Source organism: Natrinema salaciae, from assembly GCF_900110865.1.
GTDB lineage: Archaea > Halobacteriota > Halobacteria > Halobacteriales > Natrialbaceae > Natrinema > Natrinema salaciae.
Map to the genome: position 1 here is coordinate 19,603 of NZ_FOFD01000004.1, position 24,563 is coordinate 44,165.

Genomic DNA, 24,563 nt, shown 5'->3' on the forward strand with positions numbered 1-24,563 from the left:
AACGGAGCGACTCGAGTGCGATCTGATCGGATAGCGGCCGTCATCACTGCTCGCCCGTCTCGAGCACTTCACGGTCCCGAGCCCACGCGTCGGTGCCGAACTTCCGATCGGCGAGGGCCTGAGCCGCCTCGAGTTCGCCGTCGCGCCACGTCGATTCCGTGGCGTCGCACCAGTCCTGCAGCGAGCGTGCGATCGCGTCGACGGCCTCGTCGCGCTCGATCCCCGCCTCGTCGCGGATGCTCGTCACGCGATCGGTGAACGTCGCCTCGTCGATGTCGGCGTCGAAGACGCCGACGTGTGCCCGCGGTTCGAGGGCGTAGCTGATCGAGCCGTGCTGGATGACGACGTCGCGCTGGCGGTACTGGGCGTTGCCGCTGATCTTCTTCGCCGCCTCCCCCGCGACGATGTCGTGTGCCGGGTTGATGTCCCGGAGATAGCACGAGGGCTGGTAGATCGCGTCCTGTTCGGCCGCTGCGAAGCCGGCGTCGACGCCCATTCGATCGAACGCCGCGAGGATCGGCTCGCAGAACAGTTCGTAGCAGTCCATCAGGTTCCCCGGGACCTCGTCGGCGGGCGCAACGATGGTGTACGAGATGTCGGCGTCGCGGTCGTGGTAGATCCCGCCGCCGCCGGTCTGCCGGCGGGTGACGTCGATCCCCTCCCGTTCGCAGAAGTCCCAGTCGACCGTGTCGGCGGCCTGCCGATAGCCCAGCGAGAGGGCGCTCGGCTCCCACGAGTACGTGCGAACGGTTCGAACGTCGTCCTCGAGCGCCGTTCGTGCGGCGATCTCCTCGAGGGCCATCTGCGTCGCCCCGTCGCGGGGGTCGTCCCGGATTAGCCGCCAGTCTCGACCGGCGAGTTTGCTCATACCCGCTCGGACAGTGGCAAGCGGGTTAGAGATTGCGACGCGTTGTGAGTGACGGGTTCAGTTTCGACTATTGCTCCGCAAGTGAGTCGATATCAGCACACTACCGAGAACAGTGTCTCCCAATACCGTCAGGAACCGATATCGAATTCGCCTCGCCCAGTATCGGATACATATTACTATCCATTATCATGCATAAAAGCTTAAATTATGTAACCAAAAAGGGACTGTCGCTCAATGATCGACTTGCGAAAGCACACCTACTTTCGACCGTTAAAGAACGATGACTTTCTCAGACTATTCATATCGATTCTAACGACGAAAATCGGATACTGGTTCACGTTCATCGCATTATTCTCTATTTTCGTGTTCGAAGACGATCTAGGTGCAGTGGGGATCGGTGTGCTCGCACTCGTCCAACTCGTTCCGACGGTCGTTGCAGGGCCAGTACTGAGTACGGCCGTGGACCGATTTAACCGTGGCAAGATCATCTTGGGTACGGAACTGGCTAGCGGGGTCGTTGTCCTCCTGTTGATCGAGATCCGTGAACTTACGCTCGCGTACGCCGTTCTGTTTTGTCTGGGATTGTGTTCGTCCGTTGCGGCACCGGCCCAGAAAGCGCTCGTTCCTCAACTGATCGAGGACGACGATCTTTCGGCGGCGAACGCGCTCGTATCCGGTGCCAGATCGAGCGCTCAACTCGTCGGCCCCGCCGTTGCGGGGTCCGCGGTTGCCATCGTCGATCCCGCCGTGCTCTTCGCTGTCGACGCCTCGAGCTATTTCATCTCTGCCGTTCTTTTCGTTCCACTCCTCGGATACGATGTCCCGGGCCGAACCGGGGAGCCCGATCCCTCGATCACCGGGGATTTCGTCGATGGAATCAAACACGTGGCCGTTTCTCCGGCGCTGCTACTGGGAACCGCCATCGCAGTTCTCATCTCCCTCGCAACGGCATCGATCAACGCAATGCTCCCGTTTTATATCCGAGAGGTCCTGACGTTGTCCGCAACCGCATACGGCTGGCTCGCGTCTGCGACTGCGATCGGCGCTATTTTAGCGAGTACCATCATCGGGAGTGGACGACTCGAAACGTCGGCTACTCTCGGAAGCATCGTCTCGATGGTGGTTCTCGGCACGGCACTGTTCGGTATCGCTACAGTTCACTCACTCCTGTTCGTGGGCATTGCTCTCGTTGTTGCAGCCTTCGCGACGACATCCGGCTTCACGTACGTCACGACACACATGCAGACAGCAACTGACGACGAAAAAATGGGACGCGTATTCGGACTCTTCCGATCCGCGTCGTCGGGAAGTCGAATCGCCTCTATTGGACTCTCTAGCGTCTTGATGGCACAACTCGGTTCGGCACTTGTCTTCGGTATTATCGGCGTAATCGTGGCGTTCTCTGGCTGTATCGGATACGCTATTTTGCGCACCCGCTATCCCAACACTATTGCCGTCAATAATGTCTGAGCCTAATTGCGTAGCGTAAACTCCTATATTATCGAATCCGGTATGTAGGTGATAATGACCGTACTGAAATCGAACTACTGTCTGACGATTACCGCTGATACTTCGGACCAGAAACGGGGGTTCGTTGTAGAGGATCTATTGAACAATGTGAGGTATGATATCGACGGCATCGACCGGCTCGCATCGGTACTCGACTTCGGTACGACGTGGAAAAGCAGAGACTCGTACAAACAGTACCTCATCGATGAATTCGACGTTTCGGTATCGGATGCAGAATCGGCCGTCGACCAGTTCGTCGAGAACGACTTCCTCGTTACGCCGGACTCGAGGCCGGTGACAGTCGAATCGAGTATTCGGGAGTGGGAAGAATACGGGTGGGGCCACGCCGCCGATTATTATCTCTCGATCTACGACTTCCCGTTCAATAATTACACCAGCACGGAAGGAATCGAGTACGACGACGCAAAGATGGCCCAATACGAGGCGGAAGAAACGCCACCGGACATTTACAAACACTACCCAGAGGCCGAAACGGTATCCCTCCCCGAGCCGTCACTAGATCCGGAGGTGACTGTTGGCGCGGGGTTCGAGTACTGGGTGAATCGAGACGAGAACGGAATGCGAACGGAATCGCCTTCGGCAGCGTTCGCCTCCAATCTGCTGTATTATACAGTCGGCGCACTGAACAGCGACGAAAACCCGGAGGAGGAGGCAACTGGAACACTACGAAAAGCGGTTCCGTCCGGTGGTGCGAGACATCCGATCGAAACGTACGTTTTGATCGAAGACGTCGACGGCGTGCCCGAGGGACTGTATCACTATTCGGACCAGAACCATCATCTCTCTCTCCTCGACGAAACGATCGACATCGACGACCTCGAGGCACATATTCCGGAACTGTCCGGCTACAACCGCACCCGTTCGATCGTATTATTGTATACTGCAAGCCTCGATCGAAGTATGTGGCGGTACAGGGAGCCGAGGACCTACTCAGTCGTTCACAACGACCTGGGACACATCGTCGAAACGATGCGGATCATTTCCAATAGCCACGGACGGGCGTTCCAGTGTAACTTCGGTTTCGATGCCGAAGCCGTCGAAGACCTCCTCGAGATCGATGGCTTCGAAGAGCCACTTCTCGCGTTCGGTGCCGTTTACACGGTGGATGATTCTTTCGAGCAGGAGTGAACGACATGCCGCCACGGCAAGCCGAGGCCATCGGCAATTAGTACTATTTACAATCTGGTATTAAATATTAGAATACAATAGCTATAAGTAGATTGTTGGTGAAAGAATAGTTGGAGGTGAAAATAAATGTTCGATATCAATGAAGTCGAGGAAGACGACGTTGCACTCCTCCAACACGACTTCATAAGCCGCGACAAGGAACCTGAAGAGTAAATTCGGGTTCGCACCTGGTATCGCCCTTCAACTACCTTTCATAAATCTCAATGTTTATATATTTATATAATTCTATCTTTAGAAATCTATTTACTATGAGGGGAAGAATTGGAAATTAGTGATCCTAATATGAGCGCTAAATCGGCACACGAGGACGACCTCTCACAGGAAACAACGCGATTCCGCTGTAACGATGCCCTCTATTTCGCCTTCCGAACGTGTGGCGAATCGCAAACTCTCCAGCCGGTCGGACGGGTGTACACGGATTCGTCACGAACCTTCACTCTAGACGATCTGTCGGTACTATCAGTGCTCGAGTACGCGACATCACCGCGTACCCGCAGCGAGTTACTCGATTTCGTCGAACACGAGTTCTCAGTATCTTCTGAAACGGCGGAAACGACGCTCGAAACACTGGTCAGCGGTGATTTCCTTCTTCCGGCGGACGATCCGATTTTCCGCCGGCGTTCGGAGTGGATGGAACGAACGTGGCGGCGTGCGCTGTACTATCACGTCGCAACTCGAGACATCGATTACATCGACGATACGCCCGACGATCGATACGAGTCGAGAGAAACAGCGCTCGATTCGTACCGAAACGAGAACAGTCCACCGGACCTATTCGGGGATTTCGAGAAGTCGACGCTCGTGCCGCTCGGCGAACCAGACGCGCTTCCCCAGCGGTCGCTCGAATCCGTTCTCCTCGAGCGTCGCACGGTCAGAAACTACTCCGGGGAATCGATGACGGAGAGTGAGCTGTCGACACTGCTCGCCCACACGTTTGCTCCTGTCGCAGACGTTCGCGAGTATATCGCGAAGAACTTGGACGATGATCCGACCCTTCACCTGCTCTCTGCACAGTATCCATTCGACGTGTTCGTGATCGTCGGGCGACACGAGACCCTCGAACCGGGGGTGTATCGGTACGCGATGCGTGAACATGCCCTTACCATCGTCGAGCCACTGGCAGATCCCGTCGAAGTCGACGGATTGCTGGACGAGATCTCCCACCAACCTTACTCTCGAAACAGTGCTATCACTGTCTTGTTTACCCAGAATATCGATCGTGAGCGGTGGGCGTACCGACACGACAATTCACTTCGGAATCTCTATGTCAAAATTGCGGGTCACGCACAACGACTCATTCTCGCCGGCGTTTCGATGGAGTTCGGTGCGTTTCAGACGCCAGCACTCGACGATCCCGTCGTCGACGCACTGGTAGATGTCGACGGGTTCACCAATCCTGCATCGTACCTGGTCACGCTGGGCAAATAACGATGGACGACAGTACGGACCGATCAGTAACGTGGTCTCCCGAGGACATATACGAGTCGTCGGATGCGTTCTGGACCAGCCTTGAGCGCGTCAGCGCACGCCTCGACGACCGATCAGCGCTCATAGAGGAGCCGTCGGACGCTATTGCTCTCCTCCGAACGTACGAAGCAATCATGCCGGTGGTAGAACGACTTGTTGCCTATGCACGAGTTACCTATTATACGAACCTCAGGAGCCGAGACGCCCGAAACCGGGTACGAGAATCCCGCCGGCTCTTTGCGGAGGCTCGAGCGCTTCGAGTTGCGCTGCGTGATACACTGGCTACCTACTCCGAGAGCGAACTGGCAGACCTGCTAGCCCATTCCGATCTCCGTCGTCGGGAGACGTTCCTTTGCTATCTTACGTCTCTGCAACCGAATTCCACTATCGAGGGGTTCGCACGGACGCTTCACCGGTTGGAGCCAGTTATTTCCGCACCGGAGTCGCTTCACGAGGATGTACTATCGGACGTTTCCTCAGCAGTGGGTCTGAACGGGACGAACGAGGACGGCCAGCTCAGGAACTCCGATTTTGCGGCTGCACTTACCGGACGCGATCGGAATGACCGGGAACAAGCGTATCGGGCCGTTCAACAGGAGTTAGCCACACGAGAAGACTCGATAGCAGGCATTCTGAGCACGGCCGTACTGAGGGACGAACGGATCGCCAAAGACAGAGGATTCGACTCCGCGCTAGAAGCGACGCTCCGACCACACGGTCTGACTGCCGACCAGTATCGTCGCTACGTCACTACTGTCCGTGAAAACGCTACGGCCACCACTCACCTTCGGCGTCGCCGAAGGCGGCTCGGGGTCGACCAACTCCATATCTGGGACCTGTATGTCCCACTCGATACGGAGTCAGTCGACGTACCCTATTCTCAGGCGTGCGATTACATCGTCACATCCGCCGAGCTCGTCAGTTCGGCGTACAAATCGGCGGTCCAACAGGTATTCGACGAGGGGTGGATCGAAGTCTATCCTGGTCGGCAGAAACGGGACAAAGCGCACACACACAGCCCATACGGAGTTCATCCGTACGTGATGGCAAACTATCGTGGAAACCTCCGGTCGATGTTTACCCTCGCACACGAAGTCGGTCACGCCGTACATGCGCGCTTCACGAACGAGAACCAGCGCTACGTCCATACACAGCCACCGACGTTCGTCTCCGAAATTCCCAGTACCTTCCAAGAACTGCTTTTGGCTCGATACATCATTTCGAACGGCGGGACTCGACTCCGTTCACAAACGATCGAGTACGTTCTCCAATTAGTCTGGAACAAATTCTTCCGGAGAACGCTCTGGTCAGACTTTGAACGACGCGTTCACGAGGCTATCGAAAACCGATCTCGTCTCGGAGCGGCCCGAATCAATCGACTCTTCGAAGAGTGTCTCGGGTCACACTGGCCGGTCGTTACGTGCACCGAGGCTGCAACACGAGAATGGCAACGAATTCCCGACTTCTATACGCCGTACACCGCGTGGAAATACGCGTTCGGAATAACGATAGCGATATCGATAGAGACGCGACTCGATGGCAACCACACGGGACCGGAGGACTACCTTACCTTTCTCAAAGCTGGTTCCAGCGAACGACCGAGCACCCTCCTCGAGCGACTCGGCGTTCGTTTCGACGACGCAGCAGTCGGTGCTGTGTTCGATCGAGTCGAACAGCTACTGCAGCGAATCGACACCGGTTCGGTATGACCAGTATGACGTTCGACACGTGCTGAGCGATCCTCACGGGTAGTATTCGTCCAACAGAAATGCTCTTTTGATTGGTTATAGTAGATGGTGTCATGGATATTAGAACCCTGAAATCCCGAGCGGAAGTCAGGGAGTTGATCAGCGTACACGGGTTAGCATGGCGTAACGCGTACGCGGGACTGCTTCCAGAGCACGTACTACAGGCGCAAACAGTAGATCCGACCGATGAGGAGGTCAAGCAGTGGTTCGAACGATTACGAGACAGCCCTGACGGAGTCTTGATCGCAGTGGACAAAGATGACACCGTCCGCGGGTTCGCGGATTTCCGATGGGGATCGTCCGTGACGAAATCGTTCGTGACGACGAACGACGCCGAGTTGAAATCGATTTACGTCGAGCCGGACTACTGGGGACGGGGAATTGGAACCTCCCTTCTCGAACGGGGGCTCGAGACGCTGCCAGAGCAGACCGAACGGCTCCGACTCGAGGTCCTGTCCGACAACGACGTCGGCAAGCGCTTTTACGAGGCCCGAGGGTTCGAAAAGACGGATACCAGCAGCTACGTGCTCGGGGACAGTGCGTATCCGACCTGCATTTACACGCTGGAGATCTGAATGTCTCGGACTCGAGCAACGATTTCGTGTGCCGAAGACGAGAGCGGACCGTCTACTGCCCCAGCGAGGGACAATTCATATATTGTTATACGATTCATTGCAGCCGATCGGGCAGTCGAGGGCTGATGGATTCGGTCGTCACGGGCGATGAACGGGTCGCATCGTGACGGACGGTAGACGCGGTCTTCGATCGATGTCCTGGTGAATCGCTCGTCACGCCGTTTTTACGTACACGCCGGCTACCCACGTCCATGGTGCGAAACGTCGCCGGGTTACTCCCGGAACTCGAGGAAGAAGACTTCTATCTCCTCTCGGGAGTCGAACAGGGGATGCGATTCTCCGAGTGGGTCCAGCGGGAGAAGCTCCCGAAGTTCGCGAACCTGCCCGAGGAGGAGGTCGACTACCGCCTCGAGCGCTGTCTCAAGCGCGGGCTGATCGAGAAGAAGACGATCCAGTACGAGGGATACACCCTCCAGTTCGAGGGGTACGACGTCCTCGCGCTGCGGGCGCTCGTCGAACAGGACACGATCGCCGAGTTCGGCTCGCCGCTCGGCGTCGGCAAGGAGAGCGACGTCTACGAGGTCAAATCCTACAAGCCGCTCGCGCTGAAGTATCACCGCGAGGGCTACACGAACTTCCGGGAGGTCCACAAGGAACGAGATTACACGTCCGACAACGATCACGTCTCCTGGATGTACACCGCCCGGAAAGCCGCCGAGCGCGAACACCGTATTCTCGAGGAACTCTACCCCGACGTGGCGGTCCCGCAGCCGATCGGGCAGAACCGCCACGCCATCGTCATGGAGAAGATGGACGGCGTCGAGCTCTCGCGGACCCGACTCGAGGATGCGCAGGTGCTCGGCGTCCTCGAGCTCCTGCTCTCCGAGATGGCGCGCGCGTACGCGGCGGGATACGTCCACGCGGACATGAGCGAGTACAACGTCTTCGTCAACGAGGAAGGCGTGAAGATCTTCGACTGGCCACAGGCCGTCCCGACGGACCACGAGAACGCCGGCGAGTTCCTCCGCCGCGACCTGACGAACGTCGTAGGCTACTTCCGCCGGAAGTACCCCCAGCACGTCCCCGACGACCTCGCGAGCGACGACCTCGCTCGCGCGATCGAAGCGGAGTCGTTCGAATCGCTCGAGCGCTACGTGTAACGACTCGATTCAGTATCGAGTCGGCACTCGATTCTCGAGGGACGAGCGGTCATTCCGTGTTCGCTGTGCAATCGTGGGCGTCTCGTTCGGACGCGCCCGGAATCGACGTGACGTGCTCGTTTCGACCGAAGGAGGGGAATGGGAAGTTGAGACTACAGTGGGTTTAGCGGGGCTGTAATGCGTGGTTTCGGGCGAATTTGTGAGTGGAGGACGCTTCGAATCCTCTCTCGAGGATCTTCTCGTGTCGTACTACCGACCAGATCGGTGAATTTTCGAGATTCCCGACAGCGTTGCCACTCAGGAATCCGCATTGCCCCGGACAGAGTACCGCTCTATCCGATTCCCGTTTCCTTCTTCACCAGCGTCAGCGTGTTGTCGGCAGTCACGATCGGCGAATGCTCGTATTCACCGGTCAACTGTACCTGCACGAGTAAATCGACCGCCCGCCAGATCGAGTACAGGAGACACGCGAACGCGAGGTAGAAGAACCGCAGACCGAAGTGCTTCGAGGTCGTCGCACCCATGAACCGCTTGATCGACTTGTAGCCGCTCTCAATCACCCACCGGTACCCGTACTCTGTGAGATGCCCGGTTCCCGTATTTGTCATGAACACCGAGTACTGTCGATGATCGGTGTGTTCGGAATTCTCCTTCCGCCGATAGATGAGCGTCGTTGAATGCCACTCGTTGTCGCCGAGATGCAGTTTCCGATCTGTCTCGTACCGGTCCTTGTTGCGCTTGAGAAGTCGTTTCGCCTGCGCTTTTTCGCTGGTATGCATCCGCTTCGGAACCACATAGGAGAGGCCGCGCTGGCTGATCATCTCCAGGATGTGCTGGCTATCGAACTCGCGGTCCATCAGCACGTTATCGACATGAACAGCCGCTTCAGCAGAGTCCAAGAGGTCCGCAACGATCTCCTTGCGTGTATCGCCTTTCCGAACTGGGCGCGCATCGAGGACTATTGGAACAGCGTTCCCAACCAGCTGGACCGTCGCCCACTGGTAGGCGTACTCGTCGGTTTTCTCCTTCGTCCCGATAATCTCGTCTTCATGGTTCGTCCTATCGCCCGTGAAGGGATCGTCCTCGGTGATATCGATCGCGACAATGCCGGCTCGGAAGAATTCCTCAATCTCCGCGATACGGTCCAGCAGTCGGCCAATGGCTTGGCGGTACATCTCACGAATCTGTTCGATGGTGAGGTCGCGTATATGCTCCCGATGGGCGTGGCCGAGCGGTGTCCGCTCCCGATTAGATTCGTGAATGAAGCTCCGAGCCCCTTCGTTGACGGCAAGGTTCTCTCGAAGTCCGAGATAGGTCTGGAGATCTAAGTAGGCGTTCTCGTGGATTTCACAGCCCTCGCCACGGTTCAGTGAGAACGCTGGGAACCCAACGCGACTCACCTTCTCAGTGACGGTCTCAGCCTGCTCTAATACGGTCTGGTCAGATGGGTTCGATTCCGTATTCTCGTCACGGTGTCTGCGGTTCTGTCGGTCTGGCTTTCGCGGGACTGTGACGCCCGCGTTTTGGGCTTTGATGAGGATGGTCCGTGCTGCCGTCTCGACGGTATCCTGGAGTTCAACAGTGAACCGTTTGTGCCAGCTCCGCCACAGTGTGGACTGATCGGGGACCGACTCCAGGTCCAGTTGATCACAGAGATCGGGATGCCTGGTGAGGTATTCAACGAGAGCGGTTTCGTGGTCCCAGCCGTAGAGTTCCTTCAGCAAGAACAGGCGAAACAGCGTCTCCATCTCGTAGCTCGTTGACCCTGCGTATCGGTCGTGTGCATCAAACTGGACGTATGCGAGCGGCACTGCGTGGACGAATGGTTCGACGGCCTCATGATCGTCATGCTTAAACCATGTTTCCGCAACAAGGCGAACATCCGATTCCAGCGCTGAGAGGGATGAGCGATCGAACAGCGGGCTCGATTCGTAGGTGGGCCAGTCGGCGTAGGATCGCTGGGCGATCTGCCGGAAGACAGTGCGGCGAGACTCACGTGTCAGGGCCACGGCGGGATGGTGGCGGCGACACGCTCAAGTATTCGTCCAACTGCTCAATACAGCAGATGTACTGAATACAGAGGATCGTTCAGCAAACTCGTTTGTTTGTTCCGAGAACCCTATATGAATCAGCCGGCCAAGAGATCTGCGGAGTGACTACTCGGTTTCTAACTGACTACTTCTACCACCCTCCTCACTGTCGTTCTCGTCCCATTCGATGTTCACAGCTCCAGCAACACCCCCTCCGTAATCTGGGTCACGGTGCCGTTCGTCAGATCGACCCGCACGCTGTACCGCACCTCGCCGCTGTCGGCGTGTTCGACTTGGAGCGTGACCGTGCCGTCGTCGGCCGCCGGAGCGCGTTCGACGACAACCACGCCGTCTTCGTCGCTTGACGCAGTGTCGCGTCGCAGCTCGAAGGTGGCGGCGTCGTCGCCCGCGTCACGAGCCGTCGCATTCATCGCCTCGACTCGATAGGTGTGGGCGACAGTGAGTCTGTAGTCGCCGACCTCGTCGAGGCGGTCCCGGACGGTCGCGTTGGCCGTCGCGATGGCCTTCGCCCGCTCGCGCTGCTGGTCGGGGGCCGTGCTGATGTGGACGCCCCCGTCGTCTCGCCGCTCGATTTCGATCCTGCCGACGCGACTAAGGTTCTCGACGACGGTCGCCGTCCGCTCACCGTCGGCGAACGAGACGTTCTCGTCCGAAACGACGAATTTGGGAGTGGGCCCGCCCTCACGTAGCGGGTCGGTCTGCCCGAAAGACGTGCCGACGCCGGCGAAGACGACACTGAGAGCCACCAGCCCGCCCAGGAACAGGAGCGTCGCCCCGATATCGTTCGACATCAGTGTCCGTACGGTTGGCTGAAAGGGCCAATGAATGCTGCGGTGAAAGCGGTTGGAAAGCGATTGAAAAGCAGTTGTACAGGCGTTCCAGCCCCGCTTTTCGGGCAAAGAGCGATAGACATTAAACCGAGTCGTCGGATACCTGCCAGTATGGATTTGCGTGCCCTCCACGGCAAGCAACTCGTCGCGGCCGCCGTCTTCGTCGTCGCGGCGATCGTACTCGCCATCCAGTTGATTACGCCGACGCCCCTGATGGTCTCCGTCGGCCAGAACGGGACCGAAACCACCCAAGTCGGGGAGTATTTCACCTTTCGCGACGTGTCCGTGGTCACCGTCTCGGGGTATCTGCTGGGGTTGAGTACGATGTATCTGGTCAGGGAGAGCGTCGGGCAGTCACTGCCGATGCGGGAGCAGCCACGTGACCAGCCGTCCGAGCCGGTACCAGGCCCCTCGCCACAGGCACCAGCGGACGCGGCGAGCGAGACCGCCGACGAGGACGGCGAGGAGCGAGGCGATTTGCTCGCGGAGCACGCCGCCCGTCTCAAGGACAACGAAGAGGTCGTCTTCGCGCTCGTGGTCAACGCCGACGGCGAGATAGAGCAGCGACGCATCGTCGAGGAGACCGACCTCTCGAAGGCGACGGTCAGCCGGACGCTCGATACGCTCGAAAGCAAGGGGCTCGTCGAGCGCAAGCGCCACGGCATGGGCAACGTCGTCGCGCTCCAGACGGCGTAATTCCCATTTACAACCGCTCTCGAAGCAGTTCACAAGGAGTTTCCAATAAACGACTATCCGCTCTTTCAGCCAAGGTCATATCGAGAGCGCCCCGGTGACGACGACCCGTCGCTGCGCGCCGAGACGCCGACGCCGGGGCCTCTCGACAAGGTGTACACAGAGATGCGATACAAACTAGTCGCGCTCGCGCTGACGGCGCTGGTCGTCGTCGGCGCGGGCGGTGCGATGGCTGCCGGGAGTGCCCAAGACTCCCCGGCGGACGGAACAGCACAGACGAACAGTGATCTCCCCGACAAGTCCACGACGGAAGTAATCGACCCCAACGACACGCTCGAGACCGAGCAGGTCGACGCGGCCGTCGAGGCCGCGTGGGCGAACGACGACGTGCGGAGCTACGTCGAGGACGGCGAGGCCGTTCACTTAGAGGTGTGGGACGGCATGCCGGACGACGACACGGTGTTCGTCGATGTCGCGTCGGCTGACGCCCCGAACGAGACGCGCGTCACTGCGAGGGTCGATATAGACCGCGGCACGGTGACGGACCTCTCGGAACCGGTGACGCTCGACCAGTCCAACGGGATGAGCGTCGAACGGACCGACGATGGTGAGTTTGTGGTCGGTAACGGGACCGACCGACTCGTGACCGAGCAGTCGGCCGACGCCGTCGACGGCTCGGTCGCGTTCGACGTCGACGGCAACGACGACGCCGACACCGTCAGCATCGAGACCGGGTCGAACAACCAGACGGTCGCGTCCGAGGACGGAACCGTCACGTTGACGCTGACCGAATAGCTGGCTTCACGGGCGTCCGGTCGAGGTGAACCGGGCTGCGACCCGTTCGCGGGTCCCGTCTGCTTCTCGATTCGAGGCCTCACCGGATGCCCCTGTCTCGCTCCCAGGTCCGCAGGAGGTCGGCGAGCGTCCGGTTGACCGGCGCGGCGATTCGCTCGGTCACTTAGCCGTTGATGGCGTCGACCTCCGTGGCGCGCCGCTCTCGACGCGAGCCAGCGCAGTCATGGCGTTGATGCCCGTGTTGACCGCTAGTTTCTCCCAGAGTCGCCGTGGCATGTCGGCGGCGACGGTGGTTTCGGTGCCAGTGGTTTCGAACTTCGAGCAAGCCCGTCATCGATACTCCGAAACCGTTCGATACGGGACGTAGTAGCCAATCTCATCGATCCACGTCGACAGCCACTCGTCAGCAGTGGCTTCATCGATCTTCCCAGCATCGATTGCAGCCAACAGAACGCCAACCGACCCGACAACGGTCACCCCCTGGTCTTTCGCAAACGACCGGGCATCTCCGTCGTCTGTCAGCAGTCGACCGTCGTGTGCGTCCGCCAAGGCAAACGCCTGTGCTTCCCCGGGATCGAGATGCTCACCAACAACGGCTTCTCTGTTTGCGACAGTATCCGAAATCGTCGCGACTGGAATCTCGTCGTCAAGTATATTGAGCGCTGGCTGAAGATACGGATGATCATCAACGCCGTTTTCGAGTTCCTCGCGAACGACCGGAACTGCGCAGATTCCAGAGAGTCCTACAACCACCCACAGTTGGTCAATATACGCAAAATTCGAGAGAACAGTCGTATTCAGGACGCTCGGATCCGCTGGAATTTCGTCACCTGTCATTTTGCAGGAGACTCCTCGTCATCCGAATCTTCATCATCGAATTCGAGTTCGCGTGCTGCCTCTACCTCGTAGGCTGCGTCGTCTTCGTCAACGAGGCCGAGGCGAAGTTCAACACTATGCTCGCGGAGAATATCACGCATCGTCCAACGATCGACATCAGCGAGTCTCGCAGCATCACCGAGTGTGATCCGCTCGCGTTCGTAGAGGGCGACCGCAGCTGCAATCCGTTCGTTCTCGTGGTCCTCGAAGTATTCACGCACGAACTCGCGTAACGCATCGCTCTTGCCCCCGAACACACCAGCCTCGACGGCCCCCTCAATGAGGAGGTCGAGATCGTCTGGGTAGGAGCCGGTAATTCGTGCCATCGTTCTATCCGAGACTACGTCTTCATACTATTTATGAACGACGCCGGGGTACCATATGCATTGAAACGACCGGTCTCAACTACTGGGGGGAATTACGCCATACATCAAATAGTGCTATATCAAATCTGTAGTCTGAACGCGTAGGCAGCGATTGGACCCGCCGTACGGGGAGAGCCCCGCTCTCACTCCGCCAACCGCTGACTTCGCCCGGCGATCACGTCCACACCGGGGCTGTAGTAGGTGATCGGGTCCGTCTCCGGGAATCGGAACCCGTTCGCGGTGAACAGGGTGTTCGTCTCGACGTCGGCCGTCGCCGGATAGAGCGTCCACGGGTCGTGGTCGACGTCCGTGTACCGGATGGTTCCGTCGGGCGCTTCGGTGTAAAACCGGTACCGCTCGAGGAGGAACCGTGCCAGCGGATCGTCCGGTGCCGAGAACGGTTCGCCGGCCGGTCCGTAGGTGGCTTCGTAGGCCGCGGGTCGTGCGCCGGGATGACGCCGGTGACTCGAGAACCCCACGCGGCCGTCGTCGGTTCGAGCGAGCGAAATCCGGGCGTAGTAGTACGGGAGGTGCTGAAAGCAACGCGCACCGAGCACGCTCGTCACGCCCTCGGCGTCGAGACTGAAGAAGTAGACCCCCGGCTCGCCGTCACAGGTGACGTACGTCCGGAGGTTGAGTTCGGGCAGCAGTACGCCCAGCCGCGACGGGACGCCTCGCGGCCGAACGGCGACGTTGGTAAACGGGACGACCGAGAGCCACCCGGCCCCGTCGTGCGTGTCGACGGTGAGTCGGTCGGGGAGGTGCGCGTCGAGCACGTCCGCATCGACCGGCCAGTTCTCGAACAGGAGGTGTCGCCACCCCATCTCCAGCGGAACTACCATGCGTTCGAAACGGTCACGCGGTTGATACGCGTTTCCGTTCCGATCGCGTCGGTCGGCGGACGGTTCGATTTCACGGCGTCCGTCGTCTCGGACGCCGCGACGGTCTCGGACCGCTCGAAGAGGCGACGGAAACCCGCCGCGCCTCAAGCCGGCGTTCCGGCCGATCCCGGCTGCGGCTCTGCATCGGGGGGATGCTCGAGCCCGCGGAGTTGGTCGTAGGCTCGGGCGGTGGTCGCGACGGTGTAGACGGTGACGACCGCCGCGACGAGTTGCGCGAGGACGAACCCGGCGGCATCGCCGAGCAGGACCGCCGGAAGCGCGGCGGCGCCGTTGACGGCGAGGCCGGCGACGAGGACGGCGACGCCGAGCCCGAACAGGCGGAGGCGACTGCCCGACGTCAGCGTCCAGCTGCTGCGGAACGCTCGGACGAAGTTCTCGTCCTCGACCGCGACGAAGACGGTCCAGTAGTAGAGGGAAACGAGCAGGAACAGTCCCGGAACGAGCAGGAAGACGCTGCCGACGGCGACGAGCAGCGCGAAGACGAACGTGCCCACGAACACGTTGAGCGTGGCGAACGCGATCTTCCGGCTGCGGAACTCGCGGGGAATCGTCTCGGTTTCGTCGGACGCGAACGTCCGGAGGGCGATGACGGCGGTCGCGATCATCACGAGACCGAGCGCGATCGAGAGCAGCCCGGAGACGGCACCGACGAGCGCCGAGACAGGGCTCGTGTCGGCGGCCGATCCGAAACCGACGCTGACGACGAGCGCATTCAACAGTGCGAGGACGACGAATACGGCGACGAAGACGAGTCCGTTCCGCTCGATGGTGCGGGAGAACCCGTCGGTCATCGCGTCGATGATGCTGAAGACCATACGCCCCGTACGCGCCTCGAGGAGATATATGTAGCACCTGACATATATGTCGGGGAACGTGACGATCGGGGCCGCGTGGAGATTCGAGAGTGCGTCTCCGCTATCGGACTCGTTCGAGCAGCCGCAACCATCGGTTTCCGCGAGCGATTGTCGCGAATACCGATCGATGAGAGGCTTAATGGCGTTCGATTCCGTAGCCCGACATATGAGTGGTAATAACACACATAGTCTCGACGGCGTCGGTATCTGGGGTGGCGGCCTCACCGGTGGATTAGTCGGCGGGGTCGCCATGGGGCTGGTCCTCCATCTGGGCGGCAACCAGATCGAGTTGCTGGGTGGGCTCGCGGCGAACCCCGGCACAGCGGTCGGTGTCGGATGGACGATCCACCTGATGATCAGTATCGTGTTCGGGCTGCTGTTCGCCGCGCTCGCCTCGCGGCGAGCGGTCCAGCAGTTCGTGGATAATTTCAGCGATTACGTCGTCCTCGGGCTCGCCTTCGGCGCGGTCCTCGGGCTCTTCGCCGGCGGCGTCCTGTTTCCGCTGGCGATGGAACGGGCCGGGGTGGCGGCGTTGCCGCTGCCGTTCCTGCCGATCACGGGGCCCACAGCGGAGCTGTTCAGCGCGCTCCTGTTCGGTCTCGGCCACCTCGTCTACGGGCTGGTCCTGAGCAGCGTCTTCGCGACGGTCAACGGGGTCATGCCGAGCGGCGTGCGCGAGCACGCCCCGGTGCGCTAGACCCGATCCGCCGGGCACATCTCTCGAGCGAGCGCCCCAACGATACCGCTGGCGGCGAGTGCGCCCTCGAAGTTCGAAGCCCTTATACTCGAGAGTTGGGAAGGAAGCATAGACTCGCTGGTTCGCGGGCATCAGCGGGCACCTGTACGACAGCCGTCACAGGTCGGGATGTGATCCGCGGGGCGCGTGCCCCGGTCGGGATTGAACCAGCAAACGCCCGCGGGTGAATACAATGGCAAAAAGCTTCTATTCCCACATCAAGGACGCATGGAAGGACCCCGACGACGGCAAGCTCGGGGAGCTGCAGTGGCAGCGAAAGCAGGAGTGGCGCGATCAGGGTGCGATCGAGCGGATCGATCGCCCGACGCGTCTCGACAAGGCACGCGAACTCGGCTACAAGGCCAAACAGGGCATTATCGTGACCCGGGTCTCGGTCCGGAAAGGGACCGCCCGAAAGGAACGGTTCACGGCCGGTCGGCGCTCGAAGCGCCAGGGTGTCAACCGCATCGGACGGCGCAAGAACATCCAGCGCATCGGTGAGGAGCGCGTCTCCCGGAAGTACCCCAACCTGCGGGTGCTCAACAGCTACTGGGTCGGGGAAGACGGCTCGCAGAAGTGGTTCGAAGTGATCCTCGTGGACCCGAACCACCCCGCGATCGAGAACGACGACGACCTCAACTGGATCTGCAACGACGATCACACGAACCGCGCGTTCCGCGGCCTCACCAACGCCGGCACGGCCAACCGAGGCCTCAACAACCGCGGCAAGGGTGCGGAGAAGGTCCGCCCGTCCAACAACGGCGGCCAGGGCCGCGCGAAGTAAGCGGCCGCCGCAACCGATCCCACACCGATTTTTCGCGACGCGTCCCGAACCGAGAGCGGCCGGACCGTGAGGCGATCGCCGATCGAACGGCTGTTCGCCGCATCGTACTCCCAGTACGCTGGACTCGGAGGTGGACTTATTCCGCGGGCTGTCGTATCGATGGGTATGGCACAACACGTTCTCGTGGCAGTCGACAACTCGGACCAGTCGACTGAGGCGCTCGAGTTCGCCTGCACGGAGTATCCGGACGCGACGATCACCGCGCTCTACGTCCTCGATCCGGGCGATTTCTACGCGGTCAGCGGCATCGAGGGGACCGCGATGGCCAACTACGACGAGATCGAGAGTCACCACCAGGAGCGTGCCGAGGGGATCCTCGAGGACGCGCGGGAGCGAGCGACCGAGCACGGCGTCGATCTCGAGACGGAGCACGTCGTCGGCGGCGTTTCGCGATCGATCGTCGATTACGCCGCCGACAACGACGTGGATCACATCGTCGTCGGCAGCCACGGTCGGACGGGCGCGAGTCGGATCCTCCTCGGCAGCGTCGCGGAGACGGTCGCGCGTCGCTCGCCCGTTCCGGTGACGATCGTTCGGTAGTCGGTCGCCGATCGCTCTCGGACCCGACCGTGCAGCGAGCGATCACGTGGGAGGACGTAGCGTTTCGAGGACAGCGGTCGCTCGGCGATGCGATCGAAACGAAAGCGGCGTCGCCGTCGGCCGGCTCGGGGAAGGCGAGCGGCCGGGCTCAGGCCGAGACCGTCTGGCTTTCCCGTTCGCTCTCGGTCGAGCGCATGTCCAGATCGGCCCGGAGTGCCTCGATAGCCTCCTCGGGATCGGTCTCGGAGTCGAAGACCCGATCGAATCCCATCTCGCGGAAGAATTTCCGCGTCTCCTCGAAGTCGTCCTGCCCGACGGCGAGGTTGCCGCCGATGTAGGTCGTCACGTCGAGGTCGGAATCCGCGATCAGCTGGTGGAAGCCCTCGCAGTCCTGTTTGGCGTGGCCGTAGAGCGACGAGACGAGTACAGCCTCGGCGTCGTTGGCGGATGCGGCTTCGACGAACTCTTCCTGCGAGCTCTGGACCCCCAGGTTGACGACGTCGAATCCGGCTGCCTCCAGCGCCTGTTCCAGGATGGTAATCCCGACGACGTGAGCGTCGGACCCGATCACGCCGAGGATGACTGTCTTCGTCATGTGCGTACCACCACAAACTGGGGGGACCACCATAAACCTAATGATTAATAATGTGCTACTCGTTCACACGGTCTCCCTCCTGCGGTTACTTGCGGCCGTCCAGCGAACGGCCCGGTCGATGTGTCGTCCGTTCGCTCTCGATCGAAATTTTCGACGGATCGTCTCGGCAGCGAGCCGACGGCGAGTCGTTCGGTCAGACGCTCGTGAGCGCCCCGATCGGGGCATCGGTGCGCTCGCGGGCGCGCCAGATGCCGTCTTCACCGGCCGCGATGAGCGCGAAGACGCCGGCGACCTCGGCCTCGGCCGTCTCGACGATATCTAACAGGAGTTCCTGGGTCTCTCCCGAGCGGATGAGATCGTCGACGACCAGAACCGATTCACCGGGATCGACGGCCGAAGCGGGCAGGTAATAGGTGAGTTCGATCCCGGACTGGAGCCGCTGGCGGGCCTCGATGAACTCCTCGACGGCGGTCTCCTTGCTCTTCTTGGCGTAGGCACAGCGGACGCCGTAGTAACTCGCGAGCGCGGCCGCGAGCGTGATCCCGTCGGTCGCAGCGGTGAGGACGACGTCCGGCCGCTCGAAGTCGAACCCGTTGGCCACGACCGGGGCGGCCAGATCGAGGAAGGGCTGGTCGAAGACGGTCGCGGAGTTGTCGACGTACCCCTCGTCGTCGACGCTGATCCGTGCGTCGAGCTCCCGGCCCAGTGCCTCCCGACCGAGATCGTCGACGACGTCGCGCGCGCGATCGGTTCCGGGAAGGACGTGTCCGTTGACGTACCGGTTCAGGTCGCCCGCCGGGAGCCCCGTCGTCTCGGCGAGTTCGTCGTAGGTCCGCGTCTCCTTCAACATCCGCAGGACGTCGACGGCCCGCAACTGGAGGGCCGCCTTCTCGGCTCTGTTCATACTGCTATGCACGATTCCGCAACCATGGGTATTACGATCGGAATCAGATCGTCAAATCAGCACGAACGTGGCCGTCGCTCGAGGCAGAGCCGTCGACGGAGACCGGTCGCGAACGGGCGTCGTGGCGGCCGTCGCCCCCACCGAACGCGACGGAGACGAGTCGTTACTGCAGGAAGTCCGGTTCCGTCCGCTGCTCGTCGCGCTCGGCCTCGAGGTGCTTCCGGAACTCGTCGATTTCGACGTCGTACTCCTGGTCCTCGAAGCGGTCCCGCACCGAGATGTTTCCGTCTTCCTCCTCGTTGTCGCCGACGATGATCTGGTAGGGGACGCGATCGTCGTGGGCCGCGCGAATCTTCCGCTCCAGGGTCGAGTCGCGACCGTCGACCTCGACGCGGAAGTCGTCGAATTCGTTTGCGACGCGGTGGGCGTAGCCGAGGTTATCGTCGGAGATCGGCAGCACGCGGACCTGTTCGGGCGCGAGCCACAGCGGGAACCGTCCCTCGTAGTGCTCGATGAGCATCATGAAGAACCGCTCGTAGCTGCCGTACAGCGCGCGGTGGATCATGACGGGACGGTGTTCCTCGTTGTCCTCGCCGACGTAGTTCAGGTCGAACCGCTCGGGCATGTTGAAGTCCAGTTGCACCGTGGGACCGTCCCACGAGCGGCCGATGGCGTCCTCGAAGGCGAAGTCGATCTTCGGCCCGTAGAACGCGCCGTCGCCGTCCTCGATCTCGTACTCGTGGCCGTGCGAGTCGAGCACGCTCTCGAGTTGCGCCTCCGCGCGCTCCCAGATCTCGTCGCTCCCGACGCTCTTCTCCGGGCGCGTGGCCAGGGCCATCTCGTACTCCAAGTCGAACGTCTCGAGGACGTCGGTGATCATCTCCATGATCTCTTCGACCTCGCTTTTGATCTGCTCGGGTCGGACGAACAGGTGGCCGTCGTCGATGGTGAACGCCCAGACTCGTGAGAGCCCGGAGAGTTCCCCGCGTTGCTCTTTCCGGTAGACCTTCCCGTTCTCCGCGTAGCGAATCGGCAGATCGCGGTAGCTCCAGGAGTGGTCCTGGAAGATGGCGGCGTGGCCGGGACAGTTCATCGGCTTCAGGCCGAACTCGTCGTCGCCGACGTCGAAGATGAACATGTCGTCCTGATAGTTCTCGTAGTGGCCGGACCGATGCCAGAGGTCCGTCTTGAAGACGTGGGGCGTCTCGACGTAGTCGTAGCCCGCGTCCTCGTTTAACTCCTCGACGAATGCCTCGAGCTCCGAGAGGACCGTCTTCCCGGCGGGGTGATAGAGCGGCAGGCCGGGACCGGTGACGTCCTGGATCGAGAAGAGGTTCATCTCGTTGCCGATCCGTCGGTGATCGCGCTTCTCGGCCTCCTGCTTGCGCTCGAGGAACGCCTCGAGATCGCCCTCGTCCTCGAAGGCGGTGCCGTAGATGCGCGTCTGCATCGTGTTCTCCTCGTCGCCGCGCCAGTAAGCGCCGGCGATCTCGAGCAGTTCGATCGCGCCGATCTCGCCCGTCGAGTCGACGTGTGGGCCGGCACAGAGGTCCTCCCACTCGCCCTGCCGATAGAACGACACGGTGTCGTTCTCGTCGGCGAACTCTGCGAGCAACTCGAGTTTGTACGGTTCGTCGGCCAGCCGCCGTTCGGCCTCCTCGATCGAGACGTCCTCGCGTTCGATCTCGTAGTCCTCGTCGATGATCGCTTCCATCTCCGCTTCGAGGTCGGCGAGATCCGCCTCGTCGACGTCGAGGTTGTCGAAGTCGTAGTAGAAGCCCTCGTCCGTCGGCGGGCCGATAGCGAGGTCGACGTCGTCGTAGTGGCGCTCGACGGCCTGGGCGAGACAGTGGGATGCGGAGTGGCGCATGACCTCGAGGTACTCGTCGGACTGATCCGTGACGATCTCGAGTTCGGCACCGTCGTAGACCGGAGCCTCCTTGGCGACGAGTTCGCCGTCGAGTTTGCCGGCGACCGTGTCGCTACCGAGTCCGGGGCCGATCTCGTAGGCGCAGTCCTCGACCGTCGCGTCCGCGGCGACCTCGAGCTCCGAACCGTCTGGCAGTACGACCGCTATCTGCTCCTGTGACTGGGAATCTGATTCTGACATGGGTATCGATGTGCGTGTGGCTGTCGCTGGTCTGGGAACTTCGATGAGAAGTTCGGTCGGGCGTCCGCCTTGGCCGCTCGACTGTGCGGTGGCGTCGACACAGCGAGCGGTAGGTGTGGATTAGAAGCGGGCGAAAGCCCCTGTAAAGCGGACACCTACCATCGTGGATTCGAATTATCTCGAGCGGGATAAAAGCCTTCTGATGGTGTGTCGGCGCGTCAGAACTGGCCGATCGGCGCGCTCGCCTCACAGCCGTCGTCGTGTCGTGTGCTCTCGACGGACCGCTCGGACCGGTACTCGTTTTTCGCGCCGGGTCGATAGGCCGGTATGAGCATCAACGCCGTCCTCTTCGACTTCGACGACACGTTCTATCCCTACTCGCCGTGTAACGAGGCGGGAAAGGACGCCGCTCGAGAGACCGCACTGGAACTCGGCTACGACTTCGATCGCGAGTCGTTCGAGGCGTTCTATCAGGCGGGACGTCGTGCGACCAAGCGCGAGACTCCCGGCACGGCGGCCTCTCACGAGCGCTTCCTCTACTTCAAACGCGCCCTCGAGCGCCGCGTCGGGCGTCCGAAACCGGCGGACGCGCTGGCGCTCGGCGACGCCTACTGGGAGGCGTACATCGACGAGATAGCGCTCTATCCCGGCGTCGAGGGAACCCTCGAGACGCTGCGCGGAAACGGGATCGACGTCGCCGTCGTGACGAATCTCACGACGCGCATCCAACTCGAGAAACTCGCCGCCCTGGAACTCGAGCCCGTCATCGACCTGCTTCTCACCTCCGAGGAGACCGGCCGGGAGAAACCGGGGTCGGTCATGTTCACGGTGCCCCTGTCGCGACTCGATCGACGGCCGTCGGAGGCGGTGATGGTGGGCGACGACGTCGAGGCGGACGTCGCGGGCGCGAACGCCGTCGGGCTGGAGACCGTGCTGTTCGACGCCGACGGCGATAGCGACGACGAGGCACTCGAGGGGCATCGCCGTCCGGACCACAGAATAGATGCGTTTGCGGACCTCCAGGAGGTGGTACTGTGATCCTCGAGTCCCAGCGGCGAGCGGTGGTCGAGCACGCGCCGGCGCTCGCTGCGCTGACGCCCGGCCGGACGGGGAACCTGAGCGTTCGCGACGGCGCGGCCGGCGACGCCTTCGCGGTCACGCCGACCGGCGTCCCCTACGACAGTTTCGACGTCGAAGACGTCCCGGTCGTCGGCGTCGAGGGCGACCGGCGCGACGGCGATATGGCCCCGAGCAGCGAGGTCCCGATGCACGCCGCGATCTATCGGCGCGAAGACGTCGGCGCGATCGTCCACACCCACTCACCGTGGGCGACCGCGATGGCCGTCGCACACGAGCCGCTGCCGCCGATCCACTACATGATCGTGGCGGTGGGCAAGCGCGTCCCCGTCGCCGAGTACGCACCGTACGGGACCGACGAGCTGGCCGAGCACATCGTTCGCGCGATGGACGAGGCCGACGCGACGGCGACGTTCGTCGAGAACCACGGTCTCGTCGTCACCGCACCGGACGTCGAAACCGCCCTCGAGAACACCCACCACGTCGAGAGCCTCGCTCGGTTGTACCTCGAGACCCGCGCGGCCGGACTCGAGCCGCGGACGCTCTCGGACGCGCAACTCGAGACGGTCCTCGAGCAGTTCGAGTCCTACGGGCAGTGAGTCTCTAGACGCGTTTCAGGTACGGCCGAAGGAGATCTCCGTCGTGAAGGCGTTCGGGAAGTGTCTCGAACCAGCGCGCTGCTGTGATTTCGTCGGGAGTCACGCCCAACCGGTCCGCGTCGGGAATGGTACCGTCAGCCCGACCCGAAAACAGCACGTAGTGCGCCGAAAACCGCACCGCGTCGTCGCGGTCGGAGACGTACGTCTGGTCGACGACGACCAGCGTGTCGTCGACCGTCACGCGCAGCCCGGTCTCTTCGCGCACCTCTCGGCGGGCAGCGTGGATCGGCTCCTCGCCGGGCTCGACCCCTCCTCCGGGCGGAATCCACCCGCGTGACCAACCGTTTTTGACGAGTGCGACCCGTCCGTCGGGATCGGTCACGCGAACTGCAGCGGTCAGCCCGGTGCCCTCGACCGCCCACTCCCGGAACGACGCCAATTTCGAGTCGGAGAGTCGGATCTGCTGGTGTTCTCGGGCGACGTCGGCTCCGATATCGAGGTCCATTTTTCGGTCTTTCGTTCGCTCCGGCGACGATCGAGCAGCCGCTCAGTCCCGGTCGGCCAACAGCTCGCTCGCGGTGACCAGCGACTCCATCTCGACGCCGGCGTCTTCGACGGTCTCGCGGCCGCCCTCCTCGCGGTCGACGACGACCAGCGCGCGCTCGACCGTCGCGCCCGCGTCCCGGAGCGCCTCGACCGCCTCGACGAGGCTCGTCCCCGTCGTCACGATGTCCTCGACGACGACGACGGCCTCGCCCTCGGCGAGTCGACCCTCGATCAGGTTTCCGGTGCCGTACTCCTTGCGCTGTTTGCGCGCGATGACGTAGGGGACGCCCGCCGCGACGCTCGTCGCGGCGGCCAGCGGCACGCCGCCCAGCGCGACGCCGCCGAGTTTGTCGTCCGGGTCGACGCGGTCGGCGAACGCCTCGGCGATCAGCTCGAGGCAGCCGGGATCGGTCTCGAAGAGGTACTTGTCGACGTAGTACTCGCTCGTCCCGCCATGCGAGAGTTCGAACTCGCCGAACTGGACGGCGTCGGCCGCACGAAGGGCGTCGATGAGGTCCTGATTCGTCATCGTCCCACAGGGCGCACCGAACCGAAATAAGCGGTGTGGAACGGCCCGCCGACGCGAGCGAGACGGACTGCGGATCGGGCGGGCGGGCGACCGGGTCGCTGCCCCGGTCGAGTGCCGGACCCGACCACCGGCCGCGACTCCGCCGCAGGTAGTTTTTTGTCTCCGCGTGGTAGTGTATTCT

The 24,563-nt window shown here is 61.5% G+C and carries 25 protein-coding genes and 1 pseudogene; 13 read left to right on the forward strand and 13 right to left on the reverse strand.

The features are described 5' to 3' along the window. Positions 1–43: 43 nt before the first annotated feature. Positions 44–868 (reverse strand): lipoate--protein ligase family protein, encoded by an 825-nt coding sequence (locus BMX07_RS13680; RefSeq protein ID WP_090618481.1) that lies wholly within the window; start codon positions 866–868, stop codon positions 44–46. Between the two features lie 234 nt (positions 869–1,102). On the opposite strand from BMX07_RS13680, the gene BMX07_RS13685 reads away from it, so the two are divergent. The 6 genes from BMX07_RS13685 (at position 1,103) to BMX07_RS13710 (ending at position 8,536) form a co-directional block, all read left to right on the forward strand. After that, positions 1,103–2,338: an MFS transporter gene (locus BMX07_RS13685; RefSeq protein ID WP_090618482.1), complete on the forward strand. Its 1,236-nt coding sequence runs from the start codon at positions 1,103–1,105 to the stop codon at positions 2,336–2,338. Positions 2,339–2,392: 54 nt separating this feature from the next. Continuing rightward, positions 2,393–3,526 carry a SagB/ThcOx family dehydrogenase gene (locus BMX07_RS13690; protein WP_090618483.1) on the forward strand — a complete coding sequence of 378 codons (1,134 nt, stop codon included), beginning with the start codon at positions 2,393–2,395 and terminating at the stop codon, positions 3,524–3,526. Positions 3,527–4,480: 954 nt separating this feature from the next. After that, a complete protein-coding gene (locus BMX07_RS25570) occupies positions 4,481–5,014 on the forward strand; it encodes a nitroreductase family protein (RefSeq protein ID WP_342708180.1) in 534 nt (177 codons plus the stop codon). 2 nt (positions 5,015–5,016) lie between these two features. After that, entirely contained in the window at positions 5,017–6,762 is a 1,746-nt protein-coding gene (locus BMX07_RS13700; protein ID WP_090618485.1) for a M3 family oligoendopeptidase, read from the forward strand. Positions 6,763–6,854: 92 nt separating this feature from the next. Further along, positions 6,855–7,376 (forward strand): GNAT family N-acetyltransferase, encoded by a 522-nt coding sequence (locus BMX07_RS13705; RefSeq protein ID WP_090618486.1) that lies wholly within the window; start codon positions 6,855–6,857, stop codon positions 7,374–7,376. 251 nt (positions 7,377–7,627) lie between these two features. Beyond that, positions 7,628–8,536, forward strand: a complete 909-nt coding sequence (locus tag BMX07_RS13710) for a serine/threonine-protein kinase RIO2 (protein WP_090618487.1) — start codon at positions 7,628–7,630, stop codon at positions 8,534–8,536. 332 nt (positions 8,537–8,868) lie between these two features. On the opposite strand, the gene BMX07_RS13715 is transcribed toward BMX07_RS13710, so the two are convergent. Then, positions 8,869–10,545: a transposase gene (locus tag BMX07_RS13715; RefSeq protein ID WP_090618488.1), complete on the reverse strand. Its 1,677-nt coding sequence runs from the start codon at positions 10,543–10,545 to the stop codon at positions 8,869–8,871. 212 nt (positions 10,546–10,757) lie between these two features. After that, positions 10,758–11,378, reverse strand: a complete 621-nt coding sequence (locus tag BMX07_RS13720) for a hypothetical protein (RefSeq protein ID WP_090618489.1) — start codon at positions 11,376–11,378, stop codon at positions 10,758–10,760. A 150-nt stretch (positions 11,379–11,528) separates the two neighbouring features. Between BMX07_RS13720 and BMX07_RS13725 the strand changes: the two genes are divergently transcribed. Together BMX07_RS13725 and BMX07_RS13730 are read left to right on the forward strand one after the other, a co-directional pair. Beyond that, on the forward strand, positions 11,529–12,113 hold the full coding sequence (locus BMX07_RS13725) for a helix-turn-helix transcriptional regulator (RefSeq protein ID WP_090618490.1): 585 nt from the start codon (positions 11,529–11,531) through the stop codon (positions 12,111–12,113). A gap of 162 nt (positions 12,114–12,275) precedes the next feature. Continuing rightward, positions 12,276–12,905 carry a hypothetical protein gene (locus BMX07_RS13730; protein WP_090618491.1) on the forward strand — a complete coding sequence of 210 codons (630 nt, stop codon included), beginning with the start codon at positions 12,276–12,278 and terminating at the stop codon, positions 12,903–12,905. Positions 12,906–13,097: 192 nt separating this feature from the next. Here BMX07_RS13730 and BMX07_RS25650 read toward each other — a convergent pair. From BMX07_RS25650 to BMX07_RS13755, 5 genes and pseudogenes are all read right to left on the reverse strand, one after another. After that, positions 13,098–13,220, reverse strand: a pseudogene (locus BMX07_RS25650) (ketopantoate reductase family protein); the annotation flags it as partial. A 15-nt stretch (positions 13,221–13,235) separates the two neighbouring features. Continuing rightward, a complete protein-coding gene (locus tag BMX07_RS13740; protein ID WP_090618492.1) occupies positions 13,236–13,742 on the reverse strand; it encodes a PIN domain-containing protein in 507 nt (168 codons plus the stop codon). Further along, positions 13,739–14,107, reverse strand: coding sequence for a UPF0175 family protein (locus BMX07_RS13745; RefSeq protein ID WP_090618493.1), 369 nt, complete (start codon positions 14,105–14,107; stop codon positions 13,739–13,741). The genes BMX07_RS13740 and BMX07_RS13745 overlap by 4 nt, the downstream gene beginning before the upstream one ends. A gap of 182 nt (positions 14,108–14,289) precedes the next feature. After that, complete coding sequence (locus BMX07_RS13750) at positions 14,290–14,988, reverse strand: YqjF family protein (RefSeq protein ID WP_090618494.1); 699 nt, start codon at positions 14,986–14,988, stop codon at positions 14,290–14,292. A gap of 143 nt (positions 14,989–15,131) precedes the next feature. Further along, the gene (locus BMX07_RS13755) at positions 15,132–15,863 is read right to left on the reverse strand and encodes a DUF7847 domain-containing protein (RefSeq protein ID WP_090618495.1); all 732 of its coding nucleotides are present in this window, start codon (positions 15,861–15,863) and stop codon (positions 15,132–15,134) included. A gap of 205 nt (positions 15,864–16,068) precedes the next feature. On the opposite strand from BMX07_RS13755, the gene BMX07_RS13760 reads away from it, so the two are divergent. The 3 genes from BMX07_RS13760 (at position 16,069) to BMX07_RS13770 (ending at position 18,022) form a co-directional block, all read left to right on the forward strand. Further along, complete coding sequence (locus tag BMX07_RS13760) at positions 16,069–16,599, forward strand: hypothetical protein (protein WP_090618496.1); 531 nt, start codon at positions 16,069–16,071, stop codon at positions 16,597–16,599. 232 nt (positions 16,600–16,831) lie between these two features. After that, positions 16,832–17,422, forward strand: a complete 591-nt coding sequence (locus BMX07_RS13765) for a 50S ribosomal protein L15e (RefSeq protein WP_090618497.1) — start codon at positions 16,832–16,834, stop codon at positions 17,420–17,422. 165 nt (positions 17,423–17,587) lie between these two features. Further along, positions 17,588–18,022: a universal stress protein gene (locus tag BMX07_RS13770; RefSeq protein WP_090618498.1), complete on the forward strand. Its 435-nt coding sequence runs from the start codon at positions 17,588–17,590 to the stop codon at positions 18,020–18,022. Between the two features lie 148 nt (positions 18,023–18,170). Here the strand turns inward: BMX07_RS13770 and glmS are convergent, their stop codons facing one another. The 3 genes from glmS to thrS form a co-directional block, all read right to left on the reverse strand. Further along, entirely contained in the window at positions 18,171–18,617 is a 447-nt protein-coding gene (glmS, locus tag BMX07_RS13775) for a methylaspartate mutase subunit S (RefSeq protein ID WP_090618499.1), read from the reverse strand. Between the two features lie 193 nt (positions 18,618–18,810). Then, a complete protein-coding gene (locus BMX07_RS13780) occupies positions 18,811–19,521 on the reverse strand; it encodes a phosphoribosyltransferase family protein (RefSeq protein ID WP_090618500.1) in 711 nt (236 codons plus the stop codon). 163 nt (positions 19,522–19,684) lie between these two features. Beyond that, positions 19,685–21,631, reverse strand: a complete 1,947-nt coding sequence (gene thrS / locus BMX07_RS13785) for a threonine--tRNA ligase (RefSeq protein WP_090618501.1) — start codon at positions 21,629–21,631, stop codon at positions 19,685–19,687. 327 nt (positions 21,632–21,958) lie between these two features. On the opposite strand from thrS, the gene BMX07_RS13790 reads away from it, so the two are divergent. Continuing rightward, a complete protein-coding gene (locus BMX07_RS13790) occupies positions 21,959–22,669 on the forward strand; it encodes an HAD family hydrolase (RefSeq protein WP_090618502.1) in 711 nt (236 codons plus the stop codon). Further along, complete coding sequence (locus BMX07_RS13795) at positions 22,666–23,307, forward strand: class II aldolase/adducin family protein (protein WP_090618503.1); 642 nt, start codon at positions 22,666–22,668, stop codon at positions 23,305–23,307. Before BMX07_RS13790 ends, BMX07_RS13795 begins: the two co-directional genes overlap by 4 nt. Before the next feature lie 4 nt (positions 23,308–23,311). Here the strand turns inward: BMX07_RS13795 and BMX07_RS13800 are convergent, their stop codons facing one another. Together BMX07_RS13800 and pyrE are read right to left on the reverse strand one after the other, a co-directional pair. After that, positions 23,312–23,812 (reverse strand): NUDIX domain-containing protein, encoded by a 501-nt coding sequence (locus BMX07_RS13800; RefSeq protein WP_090618504.1) that lies wholly within the window; start codon positions 23,810–23,812, stop codon positions 23,312–23,314. Positions 23,813–23,854: 42 nt separating this feature from the next. Beyond that, entirely contained in the window at positions 23,855–24,382 is a 528-nt protein-coding gene (gene pyrE, locus BMX07_RS13805; protein WP_090618505.1) for an orotate phosphoribosyltransferase, read from the reverse strand. Positions 24,383–24,563 lie beyond the last annotated feature (181 nt).

What these genes read in the sequence shown, in the direction of transcription:
- BMX07_RS13765 (WP_090618497.1), top strand. Translation starts at nt 16,832, where the DNA reads ATGGCAAAAAGCTTCTATTCCCACATCAAGGACGCATGGAAGGACCCC.
- BMX07_RS13745 (WP_090618493.1), bottom strand. Translation starts at nt 14,107, where the DNA reads ATGGCACGAATTACCGGCTCCTACCCAGACGATCTCGACCTCCTCATT.
- BMX07_RS13760 (WP_090618496.1), top strand. Translation starts at nt 16,069, where the DNA reads ATGAGTGGTAATAACACACATAGTCTCGACGGCGTCGGTATCTGGGGT.
- pyrE (WP_090618505.1), bottom strand. Translation starts at nt 24,382, where the DNA reads ATGACGAATCAGGACCTCATCGACGCCCTTCGTGCGGCCGACGCCGTC.
- BMX07_RS13680 (WP_090618481.1), bottom strand. Translation starts at nt 868, where the DNA reads ATGAGCAAACTCGCCGGTCGAGACTGGCGGCTAATCCGGGACGACCCC.
- BMX07_RS13690 (WP_090618483.1), top strand. Translation starts at nt 2,393, where the DNA reads ATGACCGTACTGAAATCGAACTACTGTCTGACGATTACCGCTGATACT.
- BMX07_RS13790 (WP_090618502.1), top strand. Translation starts at nt 21,959, where the DNA reads ATGAGCATCAACGCCGTCCTCTTCGACTTCGACGACACGTTCTATCCC.
- BMX07_RS13770 (WP_090618498.1), top strand. Translation starts at nt 17,588, where the DNA reads ATGGCACAACACGTTCTCGTGGCAGTCGACAACTCGGACCAGTCGACT.
- BMX07_RS13800 (WP_090618504.1), bottom strand. Translation starts at nt 23,812, where the DNA reads ATGGACCTCGATATCGGAGCCGACGTCGCCCGAGAACACCAGCAGATC.
- BMX07_RS13750 (WP_090618494.1), bottom strand. Translation starts at nt 14,988, where the DNA reads ATGGTAGTTCCGCTGGAGATGGGGTGGCGACACCTCCTGTTCGAGAAC.
- BMX07_RS13700 (WP_090618485.1), top strand. Translation starts at nt 5,017, where the DNA reads ATGGACGACAGTACGGACCGATCAGTAACGTGGTCTCCCGAGGACATA.
- BMX07_RS13705 (WP_090618486.1), top strand. Translation starts at nt 6,855, where the DNA reads ATGGATATTAGAACCCTGAAATCCCGAGCGGAAGTCAGGGAGTTGATC.
- glmS (WP_090618499.1), bottom strand. Translation starts at nt 18,617, where the DNA reads ATGACGAAGACAGTCATCCTCGGCGTGATCGGGTCCGACGCTCACGTC.
- BMX07_RS13710 (WP_090618487.1), top strand. Translation starts at nt 7,628, where the DNA reads ATGGTGCGAAACGTCGCCGGGTTACTCCCGGAACTCGAGGAAGAAGAC.
- BMX07_RS25570 (WP_342708180.1), top strand. Translation starts at nt 4,481, where the DNA reads ATGACGGAGAGTGAGCTGTCGACACTGCTCGCCCACACGTTTGCTCCT.
- BMX07_RS13730 (WP_090618491.1), top strand. Translation starts at nt 12,276, where the DNA reads ATGCGATACAAACTAGTCGCGCTCGCGCTGACGGCGCTGGTCGTCGTC.
- BMX07_RS13720 (WP_090618489.1), bottom strand. Translation starts at nt 11,378, where the DNA reads ATGTCGAACGATATCGGGGCGACGCTCCTGTTCCTGGGCGGGCTGGTG.
- BMX07_RS13740 (WP_090618492.1), bottom strand. Translation starts at nt 13,742, where the DNA reads ATGACAGGTGACGAAATTCCAGCGGATCCGAGCGTCCTGAATACGACT.
- thrS (WP_090618501.1), bottom strand. Translation starts at nt 21,631, where the DNA reads ATGTCAGAATCAGATTCCCAGTCACAGGAGCAGATAGCGGTCGTACTG.
- BMX07_RS13780 (WP_090618500.1), bottom strand. Translation starts at nt 19,521, where the DNA reads ATGAACAGAGCCGAGAAGGCGGCCCTCCAGTTGCGGGCCGTCGACGTC.
- BMX07_RS13685 (WP_090618482.1), top strand. Translation starts at nt 1,103, where the DNA reads ATGATCGACTTGCGAAAGCACACCTACTTTCGACCGTTAAAGAACGAT.
- BMX07_RS13725 (WP_090618490.1), top strand. Translation starts at nt 11,529, where the DNA reads ATGGATTTGCGTGCCCTCCACGGCAAGCAACTCGTCGCGGCCGCCGTC.
- BMX07_RS13755 (WP_090618495.1), bottom strand. Translation starts at nt 15,863, where the DNA reads ATGGTCTTCAGCATCATCGACGCGATGACCGACGGGTTCTCCCGCACC.